17 protein-coding genes and 1 pseudogene are annotated in these 19,859 nt (G+C 69.2%); 12 read left to right on the forward strand and 6 right to left on the reverse strand.

The genetic code is table 11. The features are described from left to right. The first annotated feature begins 7 nt into the window (after positions 1 to 7). A complete protein-coding gene (locus GF068_RS36590; RefSeq protein ID WP_153824188.1) occupies positions 8 to 1,027 on the forward strand; it encodes a DUF1152 domain-containing protein in 1,020 nt (339 codons plus the stop codon). On the opposite strand, the gene GF068_RS36595 is transcribed toward GF068_RS36590, so the two are convergent. Together GF068_RS36595 and GF068_RS36600 are read right to left on the reverse strand one after the other, a co-directional pair. Continuing rightward, complete coding sequence (locus GF068_RS36595) at positions 1,021 to 2,187, reverse strand: STAS domain-containing protein (RefSeq protein WP_153824189.1); 1,167 nt, start codon at positions 2,185 to 2,187, stop codon at positions 1,021 to 1,023. The genes GF068_RS36590 and GF068_RS36595 overlap by 7 nt on opposite strands. Positions 2,188 to 2,342: 155 nt before the next feature. Further along, positions 2,343 to 2,708, reverse strand: a complete 366-nt coding sequence (locus tag GF068_RS36600) for an MmcQ/YjbR family DNA-binding protein (protein WP_153824259.1) — start codon at positions 2,706 to 2,708, stop codon at positions 2,343 to 2,345. Positions 2,709 to 2,844: 136 nt separating this feature from the next. Here GF068_RS36600 and GF068_RS36605 point away from each other — a divergent pair, with 136 nt between their 5' ends. Beyond that, positions 2,845 to 3,252: a hypothetical protein gene (locus GF068_RS36605; protein WP_153824190.1), complete on the forward strand. Its 408-nt coding sequence runs from the start codon at positions 2,845 to 2,847 to the stop codon at positions 3,250 to 3,252. Positions 3,253 to 3,255: 3 nt separating this feature from the next. After that, on the forward strand, positions 3,256 to 3,624 hold the full coding sequence (locus GF068_RS36610) for a hypothetical protein (protein ID WP_153824191.1): 369 nt from the start codon (positions 3,256 to 3,258) through the stop codon (positions 3,622 to 3,624). A gap of 34 nt (positions 3,625 to 3,658) precedes the next feature. On the opposite strand, the gene GF068_RS36615 is transcribed toward GF068_RS36610, so the two are convergent. Then, a complete protein-coding gene (locus GF068_RS36615; protein ID WP_153824192.1) occupies positions 3,659 to 4,357 on the reverse strand; it encodes a TetR/AcrR family transcriptional regulator in 699 nt (232 codons plus the stop codon). Positions 4,358 to 4,493: 136 nt separating this feature from the next. Between GF068_RS36615 and GF068_RS36620 the strand changes: the two genes are divergently transcribed. The 4 genes from GF068_RS36620 to GF068_RS36635 are packed head-to-tail and all read left to right on the forward strand — an operon-like array spanning position 4,494 to position 9,983. After that, entirely contained in the window at positions 4,494 to 5,162 is a 669-nt protein-coding gene (locus tag GF068_RS36620; protein ID WP_153824193.1) for a hypothetical protein, read from the forward strand. A gap of 16 nt (positions 5,163 to 5,178) precedes the next feature. Further along, the gene (locus GF068_RS45750) at positions 5,179 to 6,231 is read left to right on the forward strand and encodes a Rieske 2Fe-2S domain-containing protein (protein ID WP_153824194.1); all 1,053 of its coding nucleotides are present in this window, start codon (positions 5,179 to 5,181) and stop codon (positions 6,229 to 6,231) included. A 60-nt stretch (positions 6,232 to 6,291) separates the two neighbouring features. Beyond that, positions 6,292 to 8,160, forward strand: a complete 1,869-nt coding sequence (locus GF068_RS36630) for an acyltransferase family protein (protein WP_170319885.1) — start codon at positions 6,292 to 6,294, stop codon at positions 8,158 to 8,160. Next, on the forward strand, positions 8,127 to 9,983 hold the full coding sequence (locus GF068_RS36635) for a hypothetical protein (RefSeq protein ID WP_153824196.1): 1,857 nt from the start codon (positions 8,127 to 8,129) through the stop codon (positions 9,981 to 9,983). The genes GF068_RS36630 and GF068_RS36635 overlap by 34 nt, the downstream gene beginning before the upstream one ends. A 4-nt stretch (positions 9,984 to 9,987) precedes the next feature. Here GF068_RS36635 and GF068_RS36640 read toward each other — a convergent pair whose 3' ends face one another. Then, entirely contained in the window at positions 9,988 to 11,175 is a 1,188-nt protein-coding gene (locus GF068_RS36640) for an NAD-dependent epimerase/dehydratase family protein (RefSeq protein WP_153824197.1), read from the reverse strand. A 46-nt stretch (positions 11,176 to 11,221) separates the two neighbouring features. After that, complete coding sequence (locus GF068_RS36645; RefSeq protein ID WP_153824198.1) at positions 11,222 to 12,148, reverse strand: exopolyphosphatase; 927 nt, start codon at positions 12,146 to 12,148, stop codon at positions 11,222 to 11,224. Between the two features lie 138 nt (positions 12,149 to 12,286). Between GF068_RS36645 and GF068_RS36650 the strand changes: the two genes are divergently transcribed. The 4 genes and pseudogenes from GF068_RS36650 to GF068_RS45755 all read left to right on the forward strand — a co-directional run. Next, positions 12,287 to 13,426, forward strand: a complete 1,140-nt coding sequence (locus tag GF068_RS36650; RefSeq protein ID WP_338046726.1) for a cysteine desulfurase family protein — start codon at positions 12,287 to 12,289, stop codon at positions 13,424 to 13,426. Between the two features lie 294 nt (positions 13,427 to 13,720). Beyond that, positions 13,721 to 14,098: a hypothetical protein gene (locus GF068_RS36655; RefSeq protein ID WP_153824199.1), complete on the forward strand. Its 378-nt coding sequence runs from the start codon at positions 13,721 to 13,723 to the stop codon at positions 14,096 to 14,098. A gap of 160 nt (positions 14,099 to 14,258) precedes the next feature. Next, a complete protein-coding gene (locus tag GF068_RS36660) occupies positions 14,259 to 15,065 on the forward strand; it encodes a class I SAM-dependent methyltransferase (RefSeq protein ID WP_170319886.1) in 807 nt (268 codons plus the stop codon). 157 nt (positions 15,066 to 15,222) lie between these two features. Next, positions 15,223 to 16,383, forward strand: a pseudogene (locus tag GF068_RS45755) (alpha/beta hydrolase fold domain-containing protein); the annotation flags it as partial. A 27-nt stretch (positions 16,384 to 16,410) separates the two neighbouring features. Here the strand turns inward: GF068_RS45755 and GF068_RS36670 are convergent. Further along, positions 16,411 to 16,956 carry a TlpA family protein disulfide reductase gene (locus GF068_RS36670; RefSeq protein WP_153824261.1) on the reverse strand — a complete coding sequence of 182 codons (546 nt, stop codon included), beginning with the start codon at positions 16,954 to 16,956 and terminating at the stop codon, positions 16,411 to 16,413. Between the two features lie 124 nt (positions 16,957 to 17,080). On the opposite strand from GF068_RS36670, the gene GF068_RS36675 reads away from it, so the two are divergent. Then, a complete protein-coding gene (locus GF068_RS36675; protein WP_153824202.1) occupies positions 17,081 to 19,837 on the forward strand; it encodes a HEAT repeat domain-containing protein in 2,757 nt (918 codons plus the stop codon). The last annotated feature ends 22 nt before the right edge of the window (positions 19,838 to 19,859 follow it).

The raw sequence follows: 19,859 nt of genomic DNA on the forward strand, positions 1-19,859 counted from the left end.
CCGCGTCATGGTACCGACCTTCCTCGCGCGGCTCGCCGATCCCTCCATCGAGACCGTCCTCGTCTGCGGCTGCGGCGGCGGCTTCGATTTCTTGCAAGGCGCGACGCTCCTGCCCGAGCTCGAGCGGCTCGGCAAGCGCGTCGTCCTCGGCAGTTATTCGTTCGGGGAGCCCGAGCGCATCGACGACGCGCCCGTCGTGTTCACGGCCGAGACCGGCGCCGTCGTCAAGCGTGTCCTCGGGCATTCGATCCCCCCGCCCGATTACGGCCCGGAGGTGCACCTCGCGAGCTTCCTCGACCAGGAGCGCCCCGAGGGCGCGCCGCATTTCGTCTACGCCTATTATGCCCGCGCCTTCACCGTGCCCGCCCTCCGCGCCTTTTACGCCGAGCTCGTCCGGCGCCACGACATCGACGCCGTGATCCTCGTCGACGGGGGCTCGGATTCGCTCATGCGCGGCGACGAGGAGGGGCTCGGCGATCCGATCGAGGACGCGGTCTCGGTCGGGGCGGTGGCCGAGCTCGAAGGCTTGAAGCTCAAGCTGCTGCTCTCGATCGGCCTCGGCGCCGACCGTTTTAATGGTGTCTCCGACGCGGCCAGCCTGCGCGCCGTCGCCGAGCTCACCGAGGCCGGCGGTTACCTCGGCGCCGTGAGCCTCGAGCCGACGAGCCCGGGGTTTACGTTCTACAAGCGCTGCGTCGAGCACGTATATGCGAACCAGACGTTCCGCTCGGCGCTCACCGGCTTCATTTTATCGGCGACCGAGGGGCATTACGGCGGCGAGCTCGTGCCGCCCGCCTTGCGCAGCCGCGTCAGCCCCGGCCGGTTCTTCGTCTGGCCGCTCATGGCCATGATCTGGGCCTTCGACGTGGAGGCCGTGGCGCGCCGCTCGAAGATCGTCGGCTGGATCCGCGAATGCACCACCGTGCGTGATTGCCACCTCGCGCTCCGCCGCGGCCGCGACCTGCTCGCGGAGGGCCCGCGCGAGGTGGAGAACCTGCCGCGGCAGGAGGACATGGTCGGTTATTGAGTCGGCGTGGCGAGGCCGCGCTTCTCCTCCGCCATCCGGCGAATGCAGAGCCGGAGCCCCTCCCGCAGGTTCGCGCACGTCGTCAAGCTCGACAGGTCGAGCCCGAGCGTCACCATCGTCTGCGCCACCGTGGGCCGGATCCCCGTGACGATCCCCTCCGCGCCGAGCAGCCGGATCGCGCGAAGCAGGCTGAAGATGTGGCTCGCCGTCATCGTGTCGACCATATCGACGCCGGTCAAATCCAGGATCGCGAAGCGCGCCGAGGTCCGCACGACCGTCGCGAGCAGGTCGTCCATCACGCGCGCCACGCGCTGGCTGTCGACGACGCCCATCATCGGCAGCGTGATCACCTTCTCCCAGACCTGGATCACCGGCGTCTCGAGGTTCCGGATGACCTCCTCCTGCCGCTCGATGAGCTCCATCTTCACCCGCAGCTCGGCCAGGGCTTTCGCCACGTCGTTTTTCGCGAGCGTCACGCCGAGCATCACCGGGATCTCGCCATTTTCGTCCTGCATGGGGAGGAAAATGCTCTCCCACAGGATGTCGTGGGCCTCGGTCGCCACGCGGACCGGCTCTCCGGCGAGCGCGCGCTTGATACTCAGCACGCCCTCCTGCTCGGGCCCATACAGATCGACCACGCTCGTCCCCACGAGCTGCCCGGGCTCGAATCCGCCCGTTCGGCACCCTTTGCCGTCCTGCATCACGTACATGCAATTCTGATCGATCAAATAAGCCGAGATGTCCAGGTGATCGAGGATGGCGCGGAGCACGCGCTCGGGCGCGGTCGGGGGCAAGGAGGCGAGGTCCTCGGCCGGGGGCACGACCAGCCGACCCGCGGAGATTCGCGGCGTGGGGACGATGGTCACGTAGATCTCGGCCCCGCCCGGCGCGCGCCGCGCGCTCAGGGAAAAGGAGCGATACGCGCCCGCGGCATCACGAATCTGGCACGCGGCGCCAAAGTCCTCGCCTTCGGCCATTCGCGCCCACGCCGAGGCGACGTTCGCCTTGTGATCGGGGTGCATGGCCTCGAAGAGCGAGCCGCCTCGTACGCGCTCGGCCCCGAGGACCCGCTCGGCCTCTGGATTGAAGCCGCCGATCGCGCCTTCCGGGTTCGTGGCAAGAAAGACACCCGGGCAATGCTGGAACCAAGCCGAATCCATTACGCACTCCGCGACCGAGGAGACGAGCGATGATTCGAATATCACGACCGTATCATCGAGGTCGAGCCCCAAAACGTACGGACGGACGGATCCCGTCGAAAAATCCGAGGTGGCACGTCAACGACGTGACGCCCTTTTGGCTTGGGTGAGCCGGATCAGTCTTCCACCCGCGATGCGAGCGCCTTCGGGGCGATCATCTTGTAGCTGCCCACGACGAGCGCCCGCACCTCGTTCCAGTCGACGGGCCCGTCCTTCTGCTCGTCGATCCGCACGTCGACCCAGCCGTGTTTGCCCACGTATTTCGCGATCGTGAAGCGCGGATCGGTGGCGACGAGCCCGGCCTGCATCTCGAGCGTGGTCTTCACGCCGAACGACCACACGCCATTTTTACCGCCGATCCCGGCGAAGATCTTGTCCTTCACGCGGAACGTCGGGTGTCCCCAGGCGAGGACCTCGGTCGCCTCGGGGAGGCTCATACAGATGGCGCGGAACCGCTCGAGGATGCCCCCGGGCCCCTGCATCTTGCTCACCATCATCTCTCCATACCCGATGTCGCGGACCTTTTCGACCTCCTCGTCGCGCCGCCGTGACCACGACGCGCCGCGACGGGGCCCCGTCGCGCTTGACTTCGCGGGGCGGAGGAGCGAGAAATCGCGGATGCGCGCTTTCAATTCCCAGGACAAACGTTCCTCGACGCGCCGTCTTTGCGGCGCCCTCCTCGCGCTCGCGGCGCTCGTGGGCCCGGCGATCGCCGCCGCCGACGAGGTCGCGCGGGACGAGGAGAGCTGCATGAGCAAGAAGGCCGGCGATACGTGCGCCGATCCGGCCGGCGCCCCGGGGACGTGTGTCGCCGCCAAGGACTTTCGCGACCGCGAGCGGCTCCGCTGCGTGGCGGGCGCAAAAACCCCGACGCCGACGCCCTCGGCCGCCACCACGTCCGTGGTCGAAAAAAAGGGCTGCGCCGTGTCCGCCGCGGGAGACCAGGACCGAGGGGCGCCGCTCGCGATCGGCTTCGCCCTGGCCGCGCTCGCCCTCGGCCGCGCGAGGCGCCGCGCCGCGGGGTGACGGGTGGACTGGTTCTGGGCATTCGTCTTCACGCAGGTCGTCGAGATCCCCATTTACATCTACGGCCTGCGCGTCCGCGCCTACGAGGCCTTCGGCGCGAGCGCCCTGACGCACCCGATCGTCTGGTTCGTCATCCCGGCGCTGTGGGAGCGCCTCTACCTCGCCGTCTTCGCGCCGCACCCCTCGTTATGGATCGCGCAGACGCCGCGATACTGGATCATGGTGGTCATCGCGGAGACGTTCGCCGTGACCGCGGAGGCGGGGTATTTCCATTTCATCGGCAAGAAGAAGGCGCTGCGGTGGACCTTCGCGGCGAACATGGCGAGCGTCACCCTGGGGTTGGCGAGCCGCGCGATCTTCGATTGGCCGTGACCGCCGGACGAGCGCCCTGACAAACCTCGACGCCTCAGGCCTCGCCCGGCCCTCTTCGAGGAGGTCCGCCGCCGAACGAGGCCTCGGCGCCCGGCTCCGGCGGGGCCTCGTGGCCCGTGCCGTAGGCGCGCAGGAAGGCCTCGACGTGCTCGTCGGCGAATTTCTCCCAATCGAGCGGGCGCGCCTTCGTCCCGCCGAGCGGGCCTTGATGCAGGAGCGCGAGCAGGGGCGGCGAGGCCAGCGCGAGCGCCATTTGCCGCACGTCCCCCGCCCGGAGCTCGCCCCGCGCGACGTGCCGGGCGAGCCGCGCCTCGACGCATTCGAGCGTCGGATCGAGCACCTCGCAGAGGTATCTCGGGCCGAGCGTGGGCTCACGCAGGCCGCAGGCGAGGCCAATCGCGTGCACCTCGCCGACGCCGCTGCGGAAGCCGAGCTCGAGATAAAACAAAAACCCCCGGAGCGACGCGCGGACGGGAAGGAGCGGGCCCGTCGCGACCTCCAGGAGGTACCGCTGCCCCCGCTCGTGCCAGTGCGAGAGCACGGCCGCGATGACACCCTCGCGCGAGCCGAAATAGTGCCGCAGCGTCGCCACGCTCACCCCCGCGGACGCCGCCATTTCGCGAAAACTCACGCGCACGCCGTCGGGCGCCGAGAGCCGCCTCTGCACGGCGGCGACCAGCGACGCGCGGGTCGCCTCGAAGTCCGGGTTGCGTGAGCCTGCGGGCCTGCCCATCTCCTGGGTGGGTACTCTAGATCATCCGTCCAGCCGTTCAAGACCCCGGCGAGGCCGGCCGAAGCGGGCTCGGCGCGGCCTCCTTGACGAGCGCCTCATCTTTCGTACCTTGTACGTTCTACAAAACGGAGGTTTCATGTTCGAGGGCTTCGCGAACGTCTGGACGCCGGTCCTCTCGGCGCGGGATCTGCGCGACGAGGCGCGTCGTGTTCGGGTGGCCGGAGAGGCGATCGTGCTCTTCCGCGACGAGGGCGGCGAGCCGGGGGCGCGCCTGGATCGCCCTTCGCCGTCCGAGGTGGTCGCGGTGGAGGAGCGCTTGCCCGCGCGCGAGGCCCTCAGCCTCGTCTGGATCTTCACGGGCCACGAGGCCCCGCCCGAGGGGCCGACCTTGCCTTCGATCGATCCGGTGCGGCCCCTCGTGATCCACGCCGAGACCTGGCCCGCGCCCTTTTCGCGCGTGGTCTCCGCCCTGCAAGACCCGGCGAACCTGCCCTTCACGTGGGCGCTCGGCGACGCGCCTGCCGAGCGCGCGCTCGAGTTTCACGCGCCCGGCTGCATCGAGTATTTTCTGCCCCCGCGCGCGAGCGAGAAGCGCACGCTCGTCTACTGTTTCCCCGAGTCCGAGCGGGCCACGCGTGTCCTCTTCTGCGCCACACGCGCGCCGGGCGACGGGCCCGTTCCGTCCTGGATCACCGAGTATTTCGCGGCGACGGACCTCGCCCGCGAGCGCGCCTGCGAACCCACCACGGTGAGCTCCGGCGGGGGCTTGACGAAGACGCTGCGTTTCTTAGAGCACTCGATGTAACAAAACGGAGGCCACCGTGTTCGAGAGCTTCGCCAACGTCTGGACCCCGGTCATCACCGCCAGAGAGCTCGGAAAAAAGCCACGCTCGGTGAAGGTCGCCGGCGAGACGCTCGCCCTCTTCCGCGACGGCAAGGGCGGCGTGGGCGCGCTCGTCGATCGGTGCCCGCACCGGGGCGTCGCGCTCTCGCTCGGCCAGGTCAACGCGGACGGTTGCCTCGCTTGCCCCTTCCACGGCTGGGCATTCCAGAAGGACGGCGCCTGCACGAAGGTCCCACTGAACACGATTTCTGCGGAGAAACGCGCTCGTTTTGGCGCGACGGCCGTGCCCGTGCGGGAGGTCGGCCATCTCGTCTGGGTCTTCACCGGGCCCGACCCCGCCGGCACCGAGCCCGAGCCGCCGCCCGCGCTCGTCGAGCCGGGGTGGCACGTCGGATACAATCAGGAGATCTGGAAGACGCACTGGACGCGGGCCATGGAGAACATGCTCGACATGCCGCACCTGCCGTTCATCCACGGAAAGAGCATCGGCCGGGAGCTCAAGCAAAAGATGACGCCGGATACGCGGCTCGACGTGCGGATCGAGCCGGCGCCCTTCGGCGGCCGGATCTTCTCGAAATGGGACCACGAGCCGGCCGAGGTGGAGATCCTCGAGTGGCGCAAGCCAAACGCGATGGAGCTGCACATCATGGACGGGGCGAAGCGCAAGATGTACCTGCACGTCTATTGCATCCCGATCGACGAGGGCCACACGAAGATGCTCGTCGCCTCGGCGCGGACGTTCTTCGGCTCGCAGGTGTTCACCTGGATCGCGACGAGGTTCAACAACGTCCTCGGCGAGGATCGCGCCGTCCTCGAGACCTCGAGCCCGCTCGAGGTGCCGCCGCCGGGCGAGGAGCCGTCCGTCGCGACCGACGCGCCGACGCTTTATTTCCGCAAGTATTACTTCCGCGAGCTGCGCGGCTCCACGACGACGCTCGTGCCCACGGGCCGGCTCGTCCGCAAGGCCGACGCGCCCCAGCCCGAAGCCGAAGAAGCGGGCATGCCCGACGGTGCGGCGGCCGTCCACTGACTTCGCCCCCACATTCTTATTGGGAACGGCGCCCGGAATGCGCTATCTCCCGGGCTGCCCGTGAGCTCGCCTGCACCCGAACAGAATCCGCTCCGTCGCGCCACCATCCCGCATTTGCCCGCGCTCGACGGGCTGCGAGGGCTCGCCGTGCTCGGCGTGCTCCTCTTCCACGATGGCAGGCTCGACGGCGGTTATCTCGGCGTCGACCTGTTCTTCGTCCTGTCGGGATATCTCATCCACTCGCTCTTGCTCGCGGAGTGGAGCAAGACGGGGACGATCGATCTCAAGGCTTTCTGGGTGCGCCGCGCGCGCCGCCTTTTCCCGGCGCTCCTCGCGCTCCTGCCCGTGGTCGCGGCCTACGCGTACTGGCTCGCCAGGCCGGAGGAGCTCGATCGGATCCGCAAGGACGGCCTCGCCACGCTGGCGTACGTGGCGAACTGGCGCGCGATTTTTTCGGGGCGGAGCTACTGGGACATGTTCCAGGCCCCGTCGCCGCTCGAGCACACCTGGAGCCTCGCGATCGAGGAGCAATTCTACGTCGTCTGGCCGCTCCTCGCGTTCGGGGTCCTTCATCTCGCGCGGGGCTCGCGGCGCGTGATGCTCGCCGTCGCGCTCGGCCTCGCCCTGCTCTCGGGCGCGGCCATGGTTTGGCTGGGCACGCGGGCGGACACGGCCCGCGCGTACATGGGCACGGATACACGCGGGGTGGCGATCCTGCTCGGCGCCGCGCTCGCGTGCCTGATGGCCGAGCGGGGGCCGTCGAAGGATCCGCGCGTCGTCCGGGCGCTCGACGGGCTCGGCGTTCTCGCGGCGGCGGCCCTCGCGTTCGCGTGGGTGAAGCTCGACGGGCAAAACCCGCTGCTCTACCGCGGAGGTTTTTTCGCCACCGAGCTCTGCGTGCTCGTGCTCATCACGTGCGCGGCGCACGGCGAGAGGAGCCTCGTCGCGCGCGCGCTCTCGTTCCGCCCGCTGGCCTGGGTGGGGCTCGTGAGTTACGGGCTCTACCTCTTTCACTGGCCGATCTACGTGGTGCTGCGGCCGGAGCGGCTGGGTTTGTCGGGGCTGCTTTCGTCGGCCTTGCGGTACGTGGCGACGTTCGGGGTGACGCTCGTGTCGTACCATTTCCTCGAGCAGCCGATCCGCAAGCGTGGCGCGCCGCTCGGGCGGCCGGCGCTCTCGCTCTCGTCGTCGGTGGCGCTTTGCGTCGGGGCGCTGGTGGTCGGGACGCAGCATCGAGCGGTGATGCGGATCGGGCTGCAGCTCTTGCCCTGGCCGGCGCCCGAGAATGCGGTGAAAATCCTGGTGGTCGGCGACTCCGCCGCGCAATCGCTCGGCGAGCGGATGCACGCGGTGCAATCCGGCACGGGGACGATCGTGTTCGAGAAGGGCACGCCCGATTGCAGCATCATGGAAGGCAGGCGGCCGGCGCGGTCGCTCACGAACGTGCCTCACGCGGGAGGGCCCTGCGACGCGCGCTGGGCGAGCGACGCGGACGAGCTCCACCCCGACGTGACGCTCGTGCTGCTCGGCGGCGGTTTTTACGCGCGCGTGGAGCTCGACGGCCGCTGGCAACGTATCTGCGATCCAGCCTGGGACGCGGCGTATGCCGAGGTGCTCGGGGACCAGCTCGTGAAACTCGCCGGCAAGACCCAAAGGCTGTACGTCGCGCGTATCCCCCCACCGGTGGGCGGCTGGGACAAACCGGAGCTCGCAGGGCAGGTCGCCTGTTTCAACCGGCTCATCGAGAAGGCGGCAGAGCGCGACAAACGTATCCACGTGCTCGACCTCGCAGGGAGGTTGTGCCCGGGCGGGGTGTGCACGCTCGTGAATGAAGGCGAGCCGATCCGGCCGGATGGAATGCATTTTGGTGGGCCGGGGGCGAAGGAGATCGCGCGGTGGGTGATCGAGCAGGTCAAGCAGCCGCGATAGGGCTTCTTTTCGCCCTCACCGCCTGCGGCGGCTCCTCCCCGCCCCCCGCGGAGGTGCCCTCCCCTCCGCCCCCGGCGCCACTCACGCAGGAGCGCATTCAGGCTCTCGTCGCCGAGGTCGCGCACCTGCGCGGATTGCCGCTGCGCGCGGCCGTGCCGGTGTACCTGCTCGACGAACCGACCTTCCTCGCGGCCCTGCGCGAGCGGGCCGATCGCAGAGCCGCGGCGGCCGAGGTCGAGGCGCGGACGGCATTTCATCTCGCATTCGACCTCTTGCCCGACGGAAAGCCAGGCGCCGGGCCGCCGCCGAGCTCCACGCGCGAGGTGCTCGAGGAGCAGGTGCGCGGGTTTTACGATCACGAAAAGAAGATCATCGTGGTCCGCGCGTCCCGGCCGCGCACCGAGGCCGAGTCCGAAAAGGAGCGGGCGATCCTCGCCCACGAGATCGAGCACGCGCTGCAGGACCAGAGCTTCGGGCGGCCCGACGCGCGAGAGCAGGCGACCATGGGCGCCGACGAGGTCCTCGCGTACGGATCGCTGCTCGAAGGCGACGCGATGCTCACGATGTTCGCGTATCTCGCCTCCGAGCGCGGCGTACCCATGCAGCGGATGGTGCGCAGGGCCGCCGACGTCATGCGCGACGTGCCCGCCGAGAGGTTTGTCGCGAACGACGGAGACACAGCGCTGCTTCGCGCCCCGCCCATCGTGCGCGAGCGCCTCCTCTTCCGGTATCACGCCGGAACGGCCATGGTGGCCGAGCTTTATCGCGCAGGCGGGCTCGATCTCGTCAATCGAATGTTCGTGTCGCCGCCCGTCTCGACCGAGCAGGTGATGCATCCCGAAAAATACCTCGCCGGCGAGCGGCCGGTCGTGCTCGCCGCGCCGCAGGCGCCCGCGGGGTATCGGCCCCTCGACGAAGGGACGCTCGGCGAGCTCGAGACGCGGGTCGTGCTCGATCGCTGCACCCCGCTCTCCACGCAGGCCGCCGCGGGCTGGGGCGGCGATCGGTACACGCTGGTCGCGGCGCAGAGCGGCGGCGTGGGGCTGCTCTGGAGCACGGCGTGGGACGCGGAGAGCGACGCGGTCGAGTTTGTCGCGGCAATTCAATCGAGCCCCGGGTGCCTCCGCGCGCTCTCGCTCGGATCTGCGTCGATCGAGGGCGGGATCGTGGTGCGCGCCGAGAAGAACCGGGTGGCCGTGGTCCGAGGTTTGGCAGGGCCGCTCGCCGAGGCGTCCGCGCGGCAGATCCTCGAATCGCCGATCGCCGCCCCGACGAGCCCGCCCGTGGCCCTGCCCTATCGGCTTCCGCCGCGCGCGCCCTTGCCGAGGCGGGAGCCCGGCTGGCTCGTCGGGCACGATTATTTCAGCCGGTGGCTCGGGATCGCCGGGCGGATCCCGCTCGGGGTGAACGCGATCGTCGGGCACGAGGGGCTCGAGCTCCGGATCAGCCGCCCCGACGTGCTCGTGAGCGGGGCCCTCTTCGTGTCGGATCTCGTGACGGCCCCGCGGTTCCAGGAAAAACTCTTCGCGGACGTCGCCGGCGGGCTCGAAAGAGGCGCGGAGGGAAGCCGGGTCGTGACCGCGAGGACCGGGCCCGTGCCGACGCCGCTCGGGGCCGGGATCGAGAGGTGGTGGACGGTGGGAGAGACGCCGATCTCGGTGCGGGCCGTGATGGTCCCGATCTGCGGGGGGACGGGGTCGATCGTGTTTTTGCAATCGTTCCGGGACCCGGACGCGCAGCGGACGCTCGACGGATGGATGCACTCGTTCCGCTGGAACACGGGCGTGAAGCCGCCCGTGTGCGAGGCGCTCGATCCGCGCTGACCGATTATTTCTTCTTCGACTCCTCGTGGAACGCCTTCAAAAGCTCGGCCTCGCGCTCGGGCGTGAGCCCCGCGCGGCGTTTGTCCTTCCGCTCCGGGGGCAAACCATTGAACCAGGCGAGGAGATCGACCACGGTCGTGTCGATCGGCCGGAACGTGAGGCCCGTCTTCTTCGCGCGGTCGACGTTCACGCGGTGAAAGCCCGCGGTCTCGCCCTCGGGCGGCGCCCAGATCGGCAGATCGATCCCGTCGCCGCCCTCCTTGCCCTTCTTTTCGAGCCACGCGTTCGGGACCCAGGTGAGCTTCACGTCGCTCTTCGGCGAGGCCTTCTTGCTCGCCTCGATCACGCCGCCCATCGTGAGCGGCGCGCCGGGGCCCGTGGCGTTGAAGACGCCCGTCGTGTTCTCGGCGACGAGCTTCACGAGCCACTCGGCGAGGTCGCGGACGTCGATCACCTGAATGGGATCGTTCGGCGTGCCGGGGACGAGCATCTCGCCGCCCTTCGCGACGCGGAGCGGCCAGTACGTGAATCGATCCGTCGGATCACCCGGGCCCACGATGTACCCGGGCCGCACGTTCGCGACGCGGCCGGGCATGGCCTTCTCCGCGGCCTGCTCGCAGAGCGCCTTCAACGGGCCGTAATTCTCGAACTCCTTGCCCATGGTCTCCACCGTGGGATCGGAAATGGTCCCGACGGCCGCGGTCTCGTCCATGTTGGGCGTGGAGTTGTCCTTGTAGACCGAGATGCTCGAGATGAAGATGTATTGCTTGACGTTCTTCGCGAGCAGCTCGGCCGAGGCGCGGACGATGCGGGGGACGTAGCCCGAGGTGTCGATGACCGCGTCGAAGCTGCGGCCTTCCAGGGCCTTGAGGCCCTCGTCCTTGTTCGGATCGCGGTTGCCGCGGAGCTTCTCGATATCGGGGAAGAGCTCGGGGCGGGTCTTTCCGCGATTGAAGAGCGTGACCGAGAACCCGCGCGCCCGCGCCGCCTCGACCACGGCGGGCCCGACGAACCCCGTGCCGCCGAGGATGAGCAGGCTCTTTTTCTGGTTCGTCTCAGGCGGAGGCGGAGCGCTCGGGCCCGCGGCCCCCGCGGGATCGGCGGGGGGCGGCGGGGCCTGGGAAGCACAGCCGAGGGTCGTGGACGCGGCCGCGGCGAGCGAGCCGAGGAGGAAGGAGCGACGTTCGATCATGGCAAGGGGTGGACGACGGCCCTCGGGGGTTGTGAACGACGATCGTTCAGCCGTCGGCGTTGATCCGGGTGATGAGGGTCCGGAGGACCTCGTCGGACTTGTCGTTGTCGATCTGGCAGGTGCCGGCCGCCTCGTGCCCGCCGCCGCCGTATTCGAGCATGAGCGAGCCGACGTTGGTCTTGCTGCTCCGGTCGAGGATCGATTTGCCCGTGGCGAGCACGGTGTTCTGCTTCTTGAGCCCCCACATCACGTGGATCGAGATGTTGCACGCGGGGTGGAGCGCGTAGATCATGAAGCGGTTGCCCGCCCAGATCGTCTCCTCGTTCCGCAGGTCGAGCACGACGAGGTTTTTGTGCACGGTGGAGCAGCGCTGGATCTGCTCCTTGAAGCGCGCCTCGTGCTCGAAATACATGTCGACGCGCTCCTTGACGTCGGGCATCTCGAGGATCTCTTCGACGGAATGCTCGAGGCAAGCGTCGATGAGGCGCATCATGAGGTCGTAGTTCGAGATGCGGAACTGTCGGAATCGGCCGAGGCCCGTGCGCGCGTCCATGAGGTAGTTGAGCAGCACCCACCCCTTCGGCGAGAGGATCTCGTCCCGGGAGAACTGCGCCGCGTCGGCCTTGTCGACGGCCTCCATCATGTCGTCGGGGATGTCCGCGAACCGCTCCTTGCCGCCGTAATGGCGCCACACGACGCGGGCCGCCGAGGGGGCGTGCGGGTCGATGATGTGGTTTTCGCGCTTGCCGACCCGCTGCGTCTCGCTGGCGTGGTGATCGAAGGCGAGGTGCACCCCCTCGACGTACGGGAGGTTCGTCGAGATGTCCCGGTCCGTGACGGGGACCTTGCCGTCCTGCATGTCCTTCGGGTGGACGAACTTGATTTCGTCGAGGATGCCGAGCTTCTTCAAGAGGACGGCGCAGACGAGGCCGTCGAAGTCGCTCCGCGTCACCAGCCGGTACTTTTCCGCCATGATCTTCTGCCTCCGAGACGATTTTCGCGGGCAGGATAGCCGAGGCGAAGGGCGCGGGGAAGCGCGAAGGCAGGCGAGCGGGCTTTTACGAAGGGCGCGCTTGACGCGAACGCCGGGCCTGAGTACCGCCAGGATATCGTGCACGCCGAAGACCCGATCTACCTCGACTACAACGCGTCGACGCCGCTCCTGCCCGAGGTCGTCGACGCCATGTTGCCCTGGCTGCGAGGCGGGTTCGGCAATCCCTCGAGCAGCCACGTCTACGGCAGGCGCGCGCGGGCCGCGATCGAGGCGGCGCGGGCCGAGGTCGCCGCGCTCATCGGGTGCGCGCCGGAGGAGCTCGTCTTCACGTCGGGCGGGACCGAGGCGAACAACCTGGCGATCCGAGGCGTGGCCGAGGCGCTGCCCGATCGGCCCCAGATCATCACGTCGAACATCGAGCACCCGGCGACGATGAGGTGCTGCGTCGAGCTCTCGAAACGAAAGAATCGCGTCTCCATCGTGCGCGCGGACGCCGAGGGGCGCGTGCGCGCCGAGGACGTCGCGCGCGAGCTCTCGGACGCGACGGGCGTGATCACGGTGATACACGCGAACAACGAGACGGGCGTGCTCCAGCCGATCGAGGAGATCACGCGCGCGGCGTGGCGCGCGGGCGCGGTCGTGCACACGGACGCGGCGCAATCCGTGGGCAAGGTGCCGATCCACGTGGCGACGCTCGGGGTGGATCTCCTGTCGATCGCGGGGCACAAGCTCTACGCGCCGAAAGGCGTGGGGGCGCTGTTCATCCGGAAAGACATGCCGATCGCGCCGTTCATGGTCGGCGCGGGGCACGAGCGGGGGATCCGGCCCGGGACGGAGAACGTGCCGGCGATCGTGGGGCTCGGGGTCGCCGCGGCGCGGGCGGCGCGGGACCTCGAGGAGGAGGGCGCGCGGGTGAAGGTTTTACGGGACAAGCTGTTTGTCCTGCTCCGGGAGCGCGTGCCGGGGCTCTTGCTGAATGGCCACGCGGACAAACGTTTGCCGAACACGCTGAACGTGCGGTTCCCGCGGGTGAGCGGGACGGCGCTGCTCGCGGAGGCCGCGGAGGTGGCCGCGTCGACGGGCTCGGCGTGTCACGACGGGCACGAGGCGGCGTCGAGCGTCATCCTGGCGATGGGCGTGAAGCCGGAGGAGGCGCTCGGCTCGGTGCGATTGACGCTCGGGCGCGGGACGACGGAGGCGGAGAGCACGCGGGCGGCCGAGGCGCTCGCGGCGGCGTGGAGGAAACTCGCGCGGTAGGTCCGTTTCGCCTGATCACGAAGGCCGGGCCGCCGGGCATCCTGCAAGATGGACGTCGGCTCACCCTCGCGGGCGTGTGCCGTGAAGTAAAACGCATTCATTGTTCACAACACCGCGCGGCCGCTCGCAATCGGCGCGAGGCGGCGGATTTGTGCATCGTTTCTTTGTACGGACCACGGCCTCTGGCCTAGCGTATTCGAACGAGGACGGAGCTCTCGTGAAGCGCCGGCATACGTGTCGCTTTACGACGTCCCGATATCCATTCACCTGTCACGATTCGCAGGAGGTCTCGCCATGACCCGTCGTTTCGTCTTTCGTTCGCTTCTCGCTTGCTTCGTGGGTGTCCTCGCGGCCGGTTGTGTCGCCGGCGCCGGTGACGAGGAGACCGACGTCGGATTGCACGAGCTGACCCGCGATGGCGCGGGCAACGTCGTCCGCGCCGAGACGCCGCTCGAGCGCGCCAACCTCGATCCTTCGAGCGTCCAGGAGTTCGGTCGGGCGCCGAAGGTCGCGAATGAGGACCTCGCGTCCGTTCCGGGGCTCGAGACCCAGAAGGTCGACGAGCTCGCCGATAGTTGCTCCGGGTGGTGCAACGCCACGAGCTGCTCCTGCACCGGGTCGTTGAGCTGCTGCTTGGCCGGGTGCAGCGCGTGCTGGGGTTCGCTGCCGTAATCGTCGACGGAAGCCGGGCCCTCCTCGCGAGACACGAGCGAGGGCCCGCCGCCGCGGACACGAAGCCGGACGGTCCGTCCCGGGTGGAACGTGGACGTTGCGCGCTGCGGCATGGCCTGTCATTCTGGGGACGATGCAGCAGCCGAGCCGAACGGCGAGGATGATCGCGGCCCTCCGAGCGCGCGCGACGGAGCGAGAGACGCCGCTCTGCAACGATCCGTTCGCCCGTGCCCTCGCCGGACCCGGCGGGTTCGAGGACGCAGCGCGTTACGAGCTCGGCTACCAGCACATCGAGCTCTTCGTGGCGCTGCGCACGGCGCTCTTCGACCACGAGACCACGCGGTGGCTCGCGCGAGGGTGCACCCAGGTGGTGGTGCTCGGCGCCGGGCTCGATACACGCGCCGCGCGGCTCGGGCAAAGAGGCGTGCGTTTCTTCGAGGTGGATCACCCGACGACGCAGGCGGACAAACTCGCGCGGGTCTACGCGCTGCCCGGATACCCGTCCGAGAATGCGACGTACGTGCCCTGCGATTTCGCGGTGAACGATTTCGTGGAGCGCCTCGATTCGAGCGGGTTTCGCGCGGACCTGCCGGCGCTCCTGCTCTGGGAGGGCGTGACGTATTACCTCGACGAAGCGGCCGTCCGCGCGACGCTGCGGCGCATCGCGGAGAAGCTCGACCCGCGCTCGGTCATCGTCTTCGATCACGTGGGCAAACGCATGGGCCAAGGCGACGTGCGTGATCCGTCGTCCGTCGCCGCGCGGGAAGGCGTGGCCGAGATGGGCGAGCCCGTCGTGTTCGGCGTCGATCACGCGCTGCCGATGCTCTACGAGGAGGGCTTCCGTCGCGCGCGGTGCGCGTCGTTCGACGAGATCGCGCTGAACCTGACGGGGACGTACGATCGGGCGCGGACGTTCCGGTTCCAGCACGCGGTCGTGGCGAGCGTGGCCGAAGACGTGTGGGCCTGACGCGTTCGCCTCACGAAAGAGCCCGCTCGGCGAGGCGCGGCGCGGCACGTCGACGCGGGACAACACGCCCGGCCTCGGTCATCCTGCTCGCGACGTGCCCCTGCCCTTCCCGTTCCCCGTACCCGTGCTTTTCCTGATCGCCGCGGCCATCGGGGCCATGTTCACATTGAACGCGCTCCGGCCCGCCCGGAGGTTCTGGCCGCTCGTCGGCGCGGGCTTCTTCGCGTCGTGGCTGACGGGCGAGCTCGCGGCGCATCACCTGTTCTGGCAAGCCCTCGCGACGACGCTGTTCGTCTGGGCCGGCGGGCTCGACGGCTGGCCGGGCTGGCTCGCGCTCTGCGTGGTGTCGCTCTCGTGGGTCGGGCTCGTGCGGATCGTGGTCGACGCACGCAAGACGCGCGACGTGACGGAGTCAGCGCTGCGCGAGGGGCTCGGCGCGGAGTACCGGCGCCTGATCCCGGAGGAGATCGGCGCGCACGTCGACGAGCACTTCCCGCTGCGGCAGCGCCTCTTGCCGCTGCCCGTGCTCGACGGCCGCGTGGAGGTCGTGCGCGACATCGTCTTCTCGCGCGCCGGCGGAGTGAACCTGCGCCTCGACGTGTACAGGCCACGCGGCAACACGAAGCCGCGCCCCACGGTGCTCTTCGTGCACGGCGGGGCCTGGGTGATCGGGAGCAAGGACGACCAGGGCAAACCCCTCGCCTACCGGCTCGCCGCGCACGGATGGGTCGTGGTGTCGGCGAACTACCGGCTCTCGCCGCGCTTCACGTTCCCGGATCACCTCATCGACGTGAAGAGCGCGATCCGGTGGATCCGCGAGCACGGCGCGGCGTACGGGGCGGACCCGAGCTTCCTCGTGATCACGGGAGGCTCGGCCGGCGGCCACCTCGCGGCGCTCGCCGCGCTCACGCCGAACGATCCGCAGTACCAGCCCGGCTTCGAGGACGTGGACACACGCGTGCAAGCCTGCGTGCCGTTCTACGGGGTCTACGATTTCACGGACCGGCGCGGGATCTGGAAGGGCACGCTGCTGCGCGCGATCCTCGAGAAGAGCGTGATGAAGAAGCGGCTCGACGAGGACCGGGCGGCGTTCGAGGCGGCCTCGCCGATGAGCCTGGTGCGACAGGACGCGCCGCCGTTCTTCGTGGTGCACGGCGATCGCGACTCGCTCGTGCCCGTGGCGGAGGCGCGGCTCTTCGTGGAGCTCTTGCGCAAGGAGAGCCACGCGCCGGTGCTCTACGCGGAGCTGCCGGGCGCGCAGCACGCCTTCGAGGTGTTCCCCTCGGAGCGCACGGGGCACGCGCTCGCCGCGGTGGAGCGGTTCCTCGTGTACCAGTGGGTGAAGCTACAGCGTCGCCGCGATGATCTCGTCGAGCGACGCTTCGTCGACGAGCCCCGTCAGGTACCGGACGACCTTCCCCTCGCGATCGATCACCACGAGGCTCGGCAGGTTGGTCACGTCGTAGGCCTGCGCCGCCTCCTGGCCCGCGTCGATGACGATGGGATACGATAATCCCTTCTTTTCCGCGTAACTCTTGGCCCTGGCCGGCGGGTCGTGGGCGTTGACGCCGAGCACGATGAGGCCCTGCTTCTCGTAACGACGCGCGATCCGATCGAGGATCGGCGCCTGCGCGGCGCAAGGGCCACACCAGGTCGCCCAGAAATCCAGGACCACCGGGTGCCCCTTGAGCTGCTCGATCTGCATACGCGCCCCGGGATCGCCGTTCGCCGCGACCGAAAAGACCGCGTCCGGCGCCGGCTTGCCCTCGAACGGGCTGCCGCCGCCCACGACCCGGGGCATGAGCGACAGACCCGCGAGCGCGCCCAGGCCGAGGAGGCCAGCAAACACCCAGGATCGGAGCTTCCCGTCGGAGGTCTCGGCGGCAGGCATCGGCACCCGTCTCCCTTAGCAGTTCTTTGCGGCTGCGCCCGAAAGCCCACCCCTGGTATGTTCGGTCCCCGCAAAGCGGCGCCGCCGCTCCGCCGGTCGCACGAGAGCGACGCGGGGAGGAACCATGCTCGATCGTCCGAATCCACAGCCCGAACCGTCTCCTCTTCCCAACGGAAAACAGCCTCCTCCCCGGGGGATCGGGGGCAACACGAGACCCATCAAGCGGCGGCTCCGAACGCCCGATCGGCTCCTCGCCAAGTGGCCCCCGGACGACGCCGATCTGCCCGGCGCGCCGCCCGGCGGCGCCGTCCCCCCCGCGCCCGCGGGCGGCGGCGGCGCCGACTTCGGCGACGGCGACTTCAAGAAGGGTCGCTTCAACCCCGTCACGATCATCGTGGCGCTGCTCATCGTCGCGGGCGGCGCGGCCGCGCTCTTCTTCGGCATCAAGCAGGGCCAGGAGAAGATGACGGTCGAGCAGGTCGTCAAGGAGAAGAAGAACATCTTCGTCCTGCCCGTGAAGGACCAGATCCCGCGCTGGCGCACCTGGGCCGCGAACTCGAACGAGTGGTCGCTGCAGCAAGAGGCGCTCATCCAACTCGCCTACGCCGAGGATCCCGAGGGCGTCACGCTCGCGGTCAAGGCGCTCGAGCAGCCCGATCATCGCGTGAAGGGCGTCGCCGCGCAGGTGCTCGCCTACTACGGCACGCCGAAGGGCGACGCCGGCAAGGCCGCGCTGCTCAAGGCGCTCGCGGACGCCGACGAGAGCGACAGGCCGCAGATCGTGTGGGCCCTCGTCACGCTGAAGGAGCCGGCCGTCTTCAAGGACGCGATGGACCAGTACAGGAAGGGCTTCCTGTCGAAGGTCGAGCGCCTCGGCGGCGGCGTCGCGTTTGATCCGGAGAAGCTCGCGCAGCTCGTGTCGCTCGACGAGTTCGCCAAGCTCGCGGGTGATCAGAGCCCGTCGGTGCGCCAGCTCGTGGCCACGTTGCTCTCGCGCGACGCGACCCCGAAGTGGACGCAGACGCTCATCCAGCTCGTGAAGGATCCCGACTCCGAGGTCGGCCGCGAGGCCGCCACGGGCCTCGGCAAGATCGGCGACGAGACCGCGCGCGCGCCCTTGCTCGCCGCGCTCGGCACCTCCGACAAGGAGAACCGCCAGAAATTCCTCGAGGCGCTGCGCGACGGCATCGGCGGCGAGGGCCTCGTGCTCGCGCTCGCCAGCGTGAAGAAGGATCCGCCCGAGACCGAGTGGTTCCAGACGAAGCAGCTCTTCGAGATGATGAAGGACATCGCCGATCCGCGCGTCGGTGACTCGCTCGTGAAGTGGCTCGACGGCTCGAAGCCCACGCTGCACTGGCAGGGCGAGGCCGGCACGCGCCTCGCCGAGGTCGGCGACGTCCGCGCGGCGAAGTACCTCGGCGAGCGCATGCGCGCCGATCCCTTGAAGCTCTACGCGCAGGAGCGGTTCTGGGAGGCCGACGAGGGCGGCCATCTCTCGCGCACCGATCTGCCGCGTGTCGTCGCGACCCGCATGCTCGCGGACCTCGCGACGATCCACCCCGACAAGAAGGACGAGCTCAAGGCCGCTGCCGAGGACAGCGTGATCTTCTGGATCAAGGACCGCCCGCAGCCGCACGCGAACGGCCTGCGTTTCCTCGCCGCCGTGCAGAGCGAGAAGATCAAGAACGACCTGCGCGACTGGGCGTTCCCGAAGGATCCGCTGCCGAAGGAGGGCGCGCAGCCTCCCTTCCCCACGTCCTTCGAGACGGCGCAGAGCGCGCTCCGCTACGTCGGCCTGATGAAGGACGAGCCGTCCTTCCCGAAGCTGCTCGAGCAGTTCAAGCGCAAGCCCGACAAGAAGATGGACATCACGCAGGACGCGCTCCAGGGCGCGGGCCTCGCGATGCTCGGCATGGCGCTGCGCGCCGTCGGTTACGGCGCGGCGCAGGGCCTCGGGCAGTGGGGCGACAACAAGGCCTCGAAGCCGCTCATGGAGTTCATCGAGGACGAGTCGTGGCACGAGGAGGCCCGCCAGGCCGCGTGTGACGCGCTCGCGTGGTGCGCCGACGACAAGACGATGAGCGAGGTCGCGAAGAAGGCGAAGGAGTACGGGGCGAAGAAGGAGCCGCGCAAGCAGCTCATCGGCGCCTGCTACGCCTCGACGCTCTCGCTCAAGCCCGTGCCGGCGATCGCGGGCGAGCTCGCGGACCTGCTCACGCCCGAGCTCGACATCGGCCTGCGCATGGCCTACGCCCGCGCGATCGGCATCGGCGGCTTCGATCAGGCGACGGAGGTGAAGCTCTTCGAGAAGCTTCAGAACCCGGAGATCCGCAACGCCGCGGCGCTCGCGCTCATCCTCGGCGGCACGGCGGAGACGGCGGCCCGCACGGTCGCCATGTACGGCGACTTCGGCCCGGACGCGCTGAATGACCTGAAGGATCACTACTTCCGGGCGTTCGGTTACTGGTCGGACGAGGACTTCAAGCGCGGCAACCTCTACCGCTGGGTGACGAACGCCGAGGCGATCGCGCGCATCAAGGTGGCGGACGTGCCGCAGGAGTGGTCGCGCCAGCGCCTCCAGTCGCAGTTCGACAACCTCAAGTTCGACAACGGCCCGCACTCCGAGACGCGCGTCGTCTTGCGTTACCGCCTCTGGCAGGACGCGAAGGCGGGCGACGCGACGCGGAAGAAGGGCGCGATCCAGACGCTCAAGTTCATGAAGGAGCGCGGCGTCTTGATGGCGCTCCGTCAGGAGCAGGGCGAGACGGGCGAGATGGCGAAGAGGGCCTTCTTCGAGCTCATGAACCCGAAGGCGATGATCGCCGAGGACCTCACGGCGCTGCAGCCGAAGGACAAGGGCGGCAACGGCGACAAGCAGTAATCACGTCGCATCTCGCCTGAAG

The sequence above is a fragment of the Polyangium spumosum genome, assembly GCF_009649845.1.
In the GTDB taxonomy this organism is placed as follows: Bacteria; Myxococcota_A; Polyangia; order Polyangiales; family Polyangiaceae; genus Polyangium; species Polyangium spumosum.